The organism is Streptomyces pseudoechinosporeus (genome assembly GCF_054783935.1).
In genome coordinates this window covers 78,126-88,559 of record NZ_BAAGPS010000021.1, presented here as the reverse complement: position 1 = coordinate 88,559, position 10,434 = coordinate 78,126, and the positions used below count along the sequence as shown (strand labels likewise).

Here is a 10,434-nt window from a genome sequence, read left to right as displayed (position 1 = left end):
CGGGGGCGGCGGGGCCCTCGGCGCCCGTCGCCGCGAGTCCGCCGGTCCCGGGGGCGACGGCGCCCGCGCCGCCGGGGCTCGCCGGGACGGTGGGAACGGCACCGGGTCCGGGCGACGGACGGTCGGCGCCTCCGCTCCCGGACGCTTCCTCAGCCCACTCTCCCGGCTGGAGCAACTCCGCGTGCAGCGCCCGCAGTTCCGGCCCCGGATCCGTCCCGAGCTGCTCCGCCAGGAGCTGTCGTACGTCCTCGTAGGCGGCCAGCGCCTGAGCCGTGCGCCCCGCGTCGCGCAGGGCGCGCAGGCGCAGGGCCTGGAGGGGTTCGTCCAGGGGGTGGGTGTCGCACAGGGCGGTCAGCTCGGGCAGGGACTGCGCGGCGTGGCCGAGAGCGAGGGCGGCGGTGTGGCGGGCGCGGAGGGCGTCGAGCCGTCGGGCCTCCCAGCGGGCCGACTCGGCGGTGCGGTCGGGGAGGTCAGCGAGGGCGGGGCCGCGCCACAGGCCGAGGGCGTCGTCGAGGGCGACGGCCGCCTTGGCGGGGTCGCGGTCGGCGAGCGCGCGCGTGCCCTCGCCGACGAGCCGCTCGAACCGGTGCAGATCGATGTCGTCGGCCGAGGCGGCGAGCCGGTACCCGCCCTCCTCCGACACGACCGCAGCCGCCCCGAGCACCCGCCGCAACCGCCCGACCAGGGCCTGCAACGCCCCCGTGGCATCGGCGGGCGGATCCCCGTCCCACACCTCGTCGACCAGCAGCCCCGCGGGCACGGTACGGCCACCCCGCAACGCGAGCACGGTCAGCAGAGCACGCAACCGCGCCCCGCCGACAGGAACAGGGCTGCCGTCGGGGCGAAGTGCCTGGGTGGTGCCGAGGATGCGATAGCGCACGGGGTCCATTGTCTCTGGTGGGTTCGGGCGAGGTCACAGGGTTGCGCGGCGCGGCGAGCTAAGGCATGCCCCCACCCTGTACGGAACTCACAGCCGATCGCGAGACGTTTTCCACTTGCGCCCGGTACGGTCGGGCACGCCCGTTTGTACGAAACCCAGGGAGCCCGACCCCATGACCACCGCCACCAACCGCCACAGCGACCGGCGGATCAGCCCGGTCTTTCTCGGGATCGTGGCCGTCATGGCGGTCACGGGCTGGGCCACCTGGACCGGTTTCGCGGAACAGCCCGGCATCGCCGTCTTCCTGTTCGTGACGGCCGCGTGGATCGTCTCGCTCTGTCTGCACGAGTACGCACACGCGCGTACGGCTCTGCACAGCGGCGACATCTCGATAGGCGCAAAGGGCTACTTGACCCTCAATCCGCTGAAGTACACGCACGCCCTGCTGAGCATCGTCCTGCCTGTCCTCTTCGTGATGATGGGCGGTATCGGTCTGCCGGGTGGCGCGGTCTGGATCGAGCGGAGCCGCATCCAGGGCCGCTGGAAGCACAGCCTGATCTCGGCGGCGGGCCCGCTGACGAACGTGCTGTTCGCGGTCGTCTGCACGGCCCCGTTCTGGCTGGACGCGCTGGACGGCGTACCGGCGGAGTTCCAGTTCGCCCTCGCGTTCCTGGCGTTGCTCCAGGTCACGGCCGCGCTGCTGAACTTCCTGCCGGTGCCGGGCCTGGACGGCTACGGCATGATCGAGCCCTGGCTGTCGTACAAGATCCGCCGCCAGGTCGAGCCGCTCGCGCCCTTCGGGCTGCTGCTCGTGATCGCCATCCTGTGGATCCCGGCGGTGAACGGTGTGTTCTTCGACGTGATCGACGCGCTCCTGCGCGGCCTGGGCATCGATGAGATCCGTACGTACTGCGGTCAGAACCTCTACCGCTTCTGGACGGACACCGACCAGTTCTGCACCGTCAGTTCGTGACGGAGCCGTTCCGCGCCTTGCCGCGCCGCAGGTAGTACCAGGTCATGTTGGACGACAGGCCCGCGAGCAATACCCACACGATGCCCAGCCAGTAGCCCTTGGCGAAGGAGACGACGGCCGCGGCGACGGAGAGGACGCAGACGACGAGGGCGTAGAGGGCCAGGCGGGGCATGGGGCGGGCTCCTGTCGGGGACACGGCTTCGGCCGGGGGGACACTGCTCTTCAACCACCCAGTGTCCCCCACGCGCTCATACGTCGGTGACGCGCAGGCCCGCATGGGCCTTGTAGCGGCGGTTCACCGAGATCAGGTTCGCGACCAGCGACTCGACCTGGTGCGCGTTGCGCAGCCGCCCGGAGAAGATGCCGCGCATGCCGGGGATACGGCCGGCCAGCGCCTGCACGATCTCGACGTCCGCCCGTACCTCGCCGAGCACCATCACATCGGTGTCGATCTCCTCGACCTCCGGGTCCTGGAGCAGTACGGCGGACAGATGGTGGAAGGCGGCGGTGACGCGCGAGTCGGGGAGCAGTGCGGCGGCCTGCTCGGCGGCGCTGCCCTCCTCCGGCTTCAGCGCGTACGCGCCCTTCTTGTCGAAACCGAGCGGGTTGACGCAGTCGACGACGAGCTTCCCGCTCAGCTCCTCCCTGAGCGACTCCAGCGTCTTGCCGTGCCCCTCCCACGGCACCGCGACGATCACGATGTCGCTGCGCCGCGCGCACTCGGCGTTGTCGGCGCCCTCGACGCCGTGCCCGAGTTCGTCCGCGGCGGACTGCGCCCGCTCCGCGGCCCGCGAGCCGATGATCACCTTCTGGCCGGCCCGGGCCAGCCGGTAGGCGAGGCCCTTGCCCTGCGGCCCGGTGCCGCCGAGCACGCCCACGACGAGCCCCGACACATCGGGCAGGTCCCAGGGGTCCTTGACCGGGGCCTTGGCGGCTTGCTGTGCACTGTTGTCGGTAGAGGTCATGGCCCGACTTTACGTCCGCGCCGACCCGCCCCGGCGCTCAGGTGAGGTCCGTCACGGGCACTCTGCGGAAGGTGATCGTCTCGTACGCGCTGAAGTCGCCCGTCTCGTAGAGGAGTCCGACGGTCGACGCGTCGAGGCGTACGAGATCGGAGTACGCGGCGGGCAGTCCGTCCACCGTGTGCACGGGCCGCCAGGTGACGCCGGCGTCGGTGCTGGCGCGGATCGTCAGGAGGGCGCGGTAGCCGGGGGCGGCGGGGCCGGAGAAGAGCAGCACGTCGGGGTCACGGAGCTGGAGAACGCTGCCCTCGCAGACGGGCGCGACCAGTCCCGCCTGCGGCCGGAAGGGCTTCACGAGGGTCTGGCCGCCGTCCGTGGAGTAGGCGTCGGCGCGGGTGCCGGGCGCTGTCGCGTCGTTACGGGTGTTGAAGTAGACGCGGCCGTCGGGGAGTTCGGCGGCGGTCGTCTCGTTCACGTTGATGTAGCCGTCGGTGTTGTCGTCGAGGTAGCCGATGCGCCAGGTCTCGCCGCGGTCGTCGCTGAGCAGGCAGTGGCCGCCGTTGTACTTTCCCTCGGTGCCGTTGTCCCGACCGGTCGGTGGGAGGGAGTGGTTGGCGGGCACGACGACTCGGCCGCCGGCGAGCTGGACGGCGTGGCCCGGTGTGGTGGCGTACCACCGCCAACTCGCCTGCTTCGTCTGAGCGGTGATGTCGCGTGGCGTCGACCAGGTGACCCCGTCGTCGTCGCTGTGCTGGACCCAGACCCGACGGCCGTCGGCGGCGCTCACCTTGCCCCGTCGGATGGCGTCCTCGGTGGCGAGGGCCGCGTTGCGTACGTGGACGAGGAGGAGGCGGCCGGTGTCCAGGACGACCGGTGCCGGGTTGCCGGCCAGGTTGTCGCCGTGCTTGGCGGCGACCTCCAGGGGGCCCCAGGTCCGTCCGCCGTCCGTGGACCGCTTCAGCACGATGTCGATGTTGCCGAAATCGTCGTGGGAGCCGACGCGACCCTCGCACAGGGCGAGCAGGGTCCCGGCCGTCGTGGTGACGACGGCCGGGATACGGAAGCTTGCGTAGCCGTGCTGACCTGCGCGGAAGGGTACGGACGCTTCTGCCATCGGGGCCTCCACGGGTGGGGATGGTTGGGCTCCCTTGCCCGCGGCGGGCCAATTCGGGGTGAACGCGACGTTACGAGTGGGCGGTTGGGGGTGGGAGGGGTTCTTTTCCCCAGGCCCGCCCCTTCCCGAAACGGGGGGCTGCGCCCCCAGGCCCCCGCCAGGGGGGTGGGGGTGACAGTCGTGTCGCGGCTGCGGGTGCGTCGTGGCTGGTCGCGCAGTTCCCCGCGCCCCTGAAGGGGCGCTCCCGGAGCCGCCGGCCATCATGCTCACCAGCCACGATGTGCCCGCCCTCTCCCACCGGCGGGAGGGGACGTGGGCCGGTGCGTCGTATGCCCGTCGCTTAGGTTCGGTCTCAGGCCACCCGCGCCGTGTACCAGCAAAGGGCCGTACGCCCCGCCTGCGACGGGCTGACGCACCGGCCCACGGCCCCGACCCACCCACCGGACCCCAAGGGGCGCGGGGAACGGCGCGAGCAACCACCCACCAACCCGCACCCGAAAACGAACCCACCCGCCCAACCGCCGGAGGCAACCGGCGGCCCGCCGACGGGGGAAGATCGGCGGGCCGCCTTGGTACCGCAGTGGCTCAGTGGACGGAGTGCTCCTCCGTGGGGAACGTCCCGCCGACCACGTCCTCGGCGAACGCCTGCGCGGCCTGCGTCATAACCGACCGAAGGTCCGCGTACTGCTTGACGAAGCGCGGCATCTTGCCGCTCGTCAGGCCCAGCATGTCCGTCCAGACGAGGACCTGCGCGTCGGTGTCCGGCCCGGCCCCGATGCCGATCGTCGGGATGTGCAGGACACGCGTGACCTCGGCGGCCAGCTCGGCCGGTACGAGTTCGAGGACGACCGCGAAGGCGCCGGCGTCCTGGACGGCCTTGGCGTCGCGGAGGAGCTGCTGGGCGGCCTCCTCGCCGCGGCCCTGGACGCGGTAGCCCATGGTGTTCACGGACTGGGGGGTCAGGCCGACGTGGGCCATGACCGGGATGCCGGACTCGACCAGCAACTCGATCTGGCGGTGCGAGCGTTCGCCGCCCTCCAGCTTGACGGCGCCGACCCCCGCCTCCTTCACCAGGCGCGTGGCTGAGCGCAGGGCCTGGACGGGGCCCTCCTGGTACGAGCCGAAGGGCAGGTCGCCGACGATCAGGGCGCGCGAAGTGCCCCGTACGACCGCGGCGGAGAGCATGGTCATCTCGTCGAGCGTGACGGGCACGGTCGTCTCGTACCCGAGGTGGCAGTTGCCCGCCGAGTCGCCGACGAGCATGACCGGGATGCCGGCCTCGTCGAAGACGGACGCGGTCATCGCGTCGTACGCGGTGAGCATGGGCCACTTCTCGCCGCGCTCCTTGGCGGCATTGAGGTCGCGGACAGTGATGCGACGGGTGCCCTTCCCGCCGTACAGCGCCTTGCTGCTGTCGGGGGTCCTCTGGGCAGCCGAGAGCTGCGTCATCGCAACGGCTCCTTCTGTCATCTCGAGGCGCCCTGACGGCGTCCCCGGATCCCCTCCATGGTGGCACCTCGTGCCATGGAACGGCTAGGGGCTCCCACCGCCTCCCGTTGTGATCGCCGCAACTCCTCTGGCGTAAGTTCTCGGTAAATGAATTCAGATACGAGACCGTCTCGTATCGTTATTCGCTAGCCTTTGAGGCATGACTACTCCCGCCGTTCCTGACTCCCGTGTACCGGAAGCGGTGCATCGGCGTCGCTGGGCGATCCTCGGCGTGCTGATGCTGAGCCTGCTGATCGTCGTGCTCGACAACTCGATCCTGAACGTCGCGATCAAAACCATCTCGACACCCGCCCCGACCGGCCTGGGAGCCACCCAGAGCGAGCTCGAATGGGCCATCAACGCGTACACGCTCGTCTTCGCGGGACTGCTGTTCACGGCCGGTCTGCTCGGCGACCGGCTCGGCCGCAAGAAGGTGCTGCTCAGCGGGCTCGCTGTCTTCGGTGGCGCCTCGGCGCTCGCCGCCTTCTCCGGGTCACCCGAGCAGCTCATCGGCTTCCGTGCCCTGATGGGGCTCGGTGCCGCCTTCGTGATGCCCGCCACCCTCGCCGTCCTCATGAACGTCTTCGAGCGGGACGAGCAGCCGAAGGCCATCGGCATCTGGGCGGGCGGCGTCGGACTCGCCATCGCCATCGGACCCATCACCGGAGGGGTGCTTCTCGATCATTTCTGGTGGGGGTCCGTGTTCCTCATCAACGTGCCGATCGTGATCCTCGCGATCGGGCTCATGGCGGTCCTCGTTCCCGATTCCCGTGATCCGAAGCCCGGGCGGATCGATCCGGTGGGTGTGCTGCTGTCCGTCGTCGGGCTCGTCCTGCTCGTGTACGGCATCATCAAGGGCGGCCAGCTCGCCGACTTCACCGACGCCGAGGTGCTGGCGACCATGGGCGCCGGACTCGCCGTACTCGTCGGACTCGTCTGGTACGAGAAGCGCATCGACCACCCGTCCATCGACGTCACGTACTTCAAGAACCGGGTCTTCTCGGCGGCCATCGGCGCCATAGGGCTGGTCTTCTTCGCGCTGATGGGCGTGACGTTCTTCGCGGTCTTCTACACACAGACCGTGCGCGGCTACTCGCCTTTCCAGACAGGCCTGTTGATGCTGCCGCTGGCCGTGACGCAGTTCTTCTTCGCATCGCGGGCCCGGCTGGCCGTCGACCGCTTCGGCTACCGGATCACGACCACCGGCGGCATGTCGCTCATCGCCGTGATGCTGGCCGCGTTCACCATCCTGGACGCCGATACGCCGATCTGGATCCTGGAGGTCATCTTCTTCCTGATGGGCACCGGGATGGCCCACGTCATGACGCCCACCAGCGTCGTGATCATGCAGGCCGTGCCCCGCGAGAAGGCCGGTTCCGCCTCCGCGCTCAGCAACACCTTCCGCCAGGTCGGCGGCGCCCTGGGCCTCGCCGTACTCGGCTCGGTCCTCTCCGCGGCGTACCGCTCGGGCATCGAGGACAAGCTCACCCTGCTGCCCGCCGGCCTGCGGCACCACGCGGGCGAGTCCATCGAGGCCACGCTCGGCGCCGCCGCGAAGCTCGGGCCCCAGGGCGAGGCCCTGGTCACCCCGGCGCACGACGCCTTCCTGCACGCCATGCATCTCACCGCCCTGGGCGGAGCCGGTGTCGCCCTCGTCGGAGCCCTGGTCGTGGCGCTGTTCCTGCCGGGCCGGGACCCGGCCCCGAAGGAGCCCGAGGGCGAGGAAACCGAACTGGTGGCTGCCGAACACTGAGAGAATCGGGCCCGAACCGGGCGGCGGATGAAGGGAGTTGGCGTGGACCTCGCGGAGCAGGGGGCCGGACGTGGTGGGGCCGTGAGAGGGCGCCCGCGCAGTGAGAGCGTGGAGCGTTCCATCATCGAGGGCGTCATCGGGCTCCTGGAGGACGGCGTCCCGCTCTCGGAGATCTCCATAGAGCGCGTCGCCCGCACCGCCGGGGTGGGCAAGGCCACCATCTACCGCCGCTGGAGCGGCCGCGAGGAGCTGTTCTGCGACGTCCTGCGCACCGCCGAGCAGGCCGACCCTGAGCTGCCCGGCACCTCGATGCGCGACGACCTGATCGCCCTCCTCGAGGCGATACGCAGGCGCGGGCTGGCCAACCGTTCATCGGCGCTCGTGCACAACGTCTTCGCCCAGATGAAGAGCAGCCCCAAGCTGTGGAAGGCGTACCACGCGAACGTGATCGAGCCACGGCGCCGGCTCACCTACGAGGTGCTGCGCCGCGGGCAGGAGAACGGCGAGATCCGCTCCGACCTCGATGTCGAGCTGATCGGTGACCTGTTCAGCGGTCCCATGCTCGTACGCACCGTCATGCGCCCCGACGCCGAACTTCCCGACGGCCTCGCCGAGGAGATCGTCGACACCGTCCTGGAGGGGCTGCGCCCCGCGAAGTCGTAGAAGTCGTAGAAGAGCCGGGTCGTCAGGCGCCAGGCCGTCAAGGCGCCAAGTCGCTTAAGCCCGGCTGGCCCCTGAGTGAATGTGAGGGTTTCGTCACAGACCGCTCCCGCGGGGTGGACGATCGGAACTGGGTACGCAGGCAGGGGCGTCGTCGTGCCCGTACTGCCGTCCGTCGGGGCGGCCGGAGTGAACGCGATCATCCCCTAGGGTTCTTGGGTGCGGGGGATGGGTGAACGGCATGTTGTGAGGTCGAGAGTATGGCGCAGGCGTACAAGACGGAGACGGGCAGCGGCGGCCAGGAGCCCGACCGCAGAGAGCCCCGGCTTCAGCGCCTGCTCGACACCCTTCGCAACGACCGCCGTATCTGGCGTCGCGGCATCATCCTCGCCGTCTGCGCGGTCCTCCTCGCCCTCCTGATGGTGCTGCACGCGCAGATCCCGAACGCGGTCGGCAACTTCGGCTCTCTCAACGAGACGTTCCTGCCCTGGCTGGGCGTCTTCATCCCGGTGCTGCTCGGCCTCGCGCTGCTGAGGCGGTCCGCGACCGCGCTGATCGCCGTGCTGCTGCCCGCGATCGTCTGGCTCAACCTCTTCGGCGGACTGGTCTTCGACAAGACCGGCAGCGGCGGCGACCTCACCGTCGCCCAGCACAACGTCAACGCGGACAACGCGAACCCGTCCGGCACCGCCCGCGCCGTGGCCGCCTCCGGGGCCGACGTGGTGGCCCTGGAGGAGCTGACGGAGACCGCGGTCCCGGTGTACGAGAAGGCGCTGGCCGCGACGTACAAGTACCACTCCGTGCAGGGCACCGTCGGCCTGTGGAGCAAGTACCCGCTGAGTGACGTCAAGGCCGTCGACATCAAGCTGGGCTGGACGCGCGCCATGCGGGCGACCGTCACCGCGCCGGGCGGGCAGCTCGCGGTGTACGTGGCGCACCTGCCCTCCGTGCGGGTGAAGATCGAGGCCGGGTTCACCGCGCGGCAGCGCGACAAGAGCGCCGACGCGCTGGGTGATGCCATCTCCGCCGAGAAGCTGCCGATGTCCGCCCTGCTCGGCGATCTGAACGGCACGATGAACGACCGTTCGCTCAACGGCGTCACCTCGCAGATGCGCTCCACACAGGGCGCCGCGGGCAGCGGCTTCGGCTTCAGCTGGCCGGCGTCGTTCCCGATGGCGCGGATCGACCAGATCCTGGTGAAGGGCGTCGAGCCGGTCACCTCCTGGACGCTGCCGGAGACGGGCAGCGACCATCTCCCGATCGCCGCCCGCGTGAAGCTTGCGGACACCGGCTCGTAACTCCTTGGAATACTGAGCCTGAGAGGGTTTGTTCCGTACTTGAACATACGATGTACGGAACTCCGCTCTGAAAGGCCCTTCAATGCCCCTGGCCCTGCTCGCCCTCGCCGTGGGCGCCTTCGGCATCGGCACCACCGAGTTCGTGATGATGGGCCTGCTGCCCGACGTCGCGGACGACCTGAACATCTCCATCCCCACTGCCGGGCACCTGGTCTCGGCGTACGCGATCGGCGTCGTCATCGGCGCCCCGCTCCTTGCCGCGGTGACCGCCCGCATGTCCCGCCGCAAGGTGCTGATCGGTCTGATGGTGCTCTTCGTCGCAGGCAACGCGCTCTCCGCGCTCGCCCCCGACCATCATTGGCTGCTCGCGGCCCGCTTCCTGAGCGGCCTGCCGCACGGCGCGTTCTTCGGCGTGGGCGCCGTCGTCGCCACCGGCATGGTCGCGTCCGAGCGCAAGGCCCGCGCGGTCTCGCTGATGTTCCTCGGCCTGACTGTCGCGAACATCGTGGGCGTGCCCGTCGCGACCCTGATGGGCCAGCACCTCGGCTGGCGGTCGACGTTCCTGGGCGTCGGCGCGATCGGCATAGCAGCCATCGTCTCCCTGGCGCTGCTGCTGCCCCACGACCACACGCATGCCCCCGCCGCGGGCCTGCGCGGCGAACTGGCCGCACTCCGCTCCCTGCCCGTCTGGCTGGCCCTCGGTACGACGGTCGCGGGCTTCGGCGCGCTGTTCTCCGCGTACAGCTACATCACGCCGATGTTGACGGACTCCGCCGGGTACGCCGACTCCAGCGTGACGCTGCTGCTCGCGCTGTTCGGCGTAGGCGCGACCGCGGGCAACCTGCTCGGTGGCCGCCTGGCCGACCGCTCGATGCGGGGCACGCTGTTCGGCGGTCTGGTCTCGCTGGCGGCGGTCCTGGCCCTCTTCCCGGTCCTGATGGGCACGGCATGGAGCGCGGCCCTGGCAGTCGTACTCCTCGGCACGGCGGCATTCCTCACCGGCTCCCCCCTCCTGCTGATGGTCATGGAGAAGGCCTCATCGGCCCCATCCCTGGCTTCCTCCGCCAACCAGGCCGCCTTCAACCTCGCCAACGCCGGCGGCGCCTGGATCGGCGGCCTCGCCCTGGCGGCGGGCTTCGGGGCGACCTCCCCGGCGCTCGCGGGCGCGGCGCTGGCGGTGCTGGGCCTGGGGGTCGCGGCGTTCGCGTATGCGGTGGACCGGCGCCGGGCGGTGCCGCCGACGCACGTCAGCCGCCTGGTCGCCGCGCATGTGCCGCAGCGACAGGAAGCGGCTCGCCGCTGACTT

Annotated in this window: 10 protein-coding genes; 5 read left to right on the top strand and 5 right to left on the bottom strand. The window is 70.5% G+C overall.

Annotated features, from left to right (window positions below):
- The coding region (locus ACYVO6_RS23110; protein ID WP_461064040.1) for an AfsR/SARP family transcriptional regulator at positions 1-889 on the bottom strand (889 nt) is incomplete at its 3' end.
- A gap of 163 nt (positions 890-1,052) precedes the next feature.
- Here ACYVO6_RS23110 and ACYVO6_RS23105 point away from each other — a divergent pair.
- Positions 1,053-1,853, top strand: coding sequence for a site-2 protease family protein (locus tag ACYVO6_RS23105; RefSeq protein ID WP_461064038.1), 801 nt, complete (start codon positions 1,053-1,055; stop codon positions 1,851-1,853).
- On the opposite strand, the gene ACYVO6_RS23100 is transcribed toward ACYVO6_RS23105, so the two are convergent.
- The 4 genes from ACYVO6_RS23100 to panB all read right to left on the bottom strand — a co-directional run bounded on the left by ACYVO6_RS23100 (position 1,843) and on the right by panB (position 5,378).
- Positions 1,843-2,025: a hypothetical protein gene (locus ACYVO6_RS23100; protein ID WP_461064036.1), complete on the bottom strand. Its 183-nt coding sequence runs from the start codon at positions 2,023-2,025 to the stop codon at positions 1,843-1,845. The genes ACYVO6_RS23105 and ACYVO6_RS23100 overlap by 11 nt on opposite strands.
- A 76-nt stretch (positions 2,026-2,101) precedes the next feature.
- Entirely contained in the window at positions 2,102-2,818 is a 717-nt protein-coding gene (npdG, locus tag ACYVO6_RS23095; RefSeq protein WP_461064034.1) for an NADPH-dependent F420 reductase, read from the bottom strand.
- A 37-nt stretch (positions 2,819-2,855) separates the two neighbouring features.
- Positions 2,856-3,929: a sialidase family protein gene (locus tag ACYVO6_RS23090; protein WP_461064032.1), complete on the bottom strand. Its 1,074-nt coding sequence runs from the start codon at positions 3,927-3,929 to the stop codon at positions 2,856-2,858.
- 585 nt (positions 3,930-4,514) lie between these two features.
- Positions 4,515-5,378 carry a 3-methyl-2-oxobutanoate hydroxymethyltransferase gene (gene panB / locus ACYVO6_RS23085; protein WP_461064030.1) on the bottom strand — a complete coding sequence of 288 codons (864 nt, stop codon included), beginning with the start codon at positions 5,376-5,378 and terminating at the stop codon, positions 4,515-4,517.
- Between the two features lie 199 nt (positions 5,379-5,577).
- On the opposite strand from panB, the gene ACYVO6_RS23080 reads away from it, so the two are divergent.
- The 4 genes from ACYVO6_RS23080 to ACYVO6_RS23065 all read left to right on the top strand — a co-directional run bounded on the left by ACYVO6_RS23080 (position 5,578) and on the right by ACYVO6_RS23065 (position 10,431).
- Positions 5,578-7,170 (top strand): MFS transporter, encoded by a 1,593-nt coding sequence (locus ACYVO6_RS23080; protein WP_461064028.1) that lies wholly within the window; start codon positions 5,578-5,580, stop codon positions 7,168-7,170.
- Positions 7,171-7,197: 27 nt separating this feature from the next.
- Positions 7,198-7,833: a TetR/AcrR family transcriptional regulator gene (locus tag ACYVO6_RS23075; RefSeq protein ID WP_461064026.1), complete on the top strand. Its 636-nt coding sequence runs from the start codon at positions 7,198-7,200 to the stop codon at positions 7,831-7,833.
- Between the two features lie 257 nt (positions 7,834-8,090).
- Positions 8,091-9,128, top strand: a complete 1,038-nt coding sequence (locus tag ACYVO6_RS23070; protein WP_461064024.1) for an endonuclease/exonuclease/phosphatase family protein — start codon at positions 8,091-8,093, stop codon at positions 9,126-9,128.
- Positions 9,129-9,210: 82 nt separating this feature from the next.
- Positions 9,211-10,431 carry an MFS transporter gene (locus tag ACYVO6_RS23065; protein WP_461064022.1) on the top strand — a complete coding sequence of 407 codons (1,221 nt, stop codon included), beginning with the start codon at positions 9,211-9,213 and terminating at the stop codon, positions 10,429-10,431.
- The last annotated feature ends 3 nt before the right edge of the window (positions 10,432-10,434 follow it).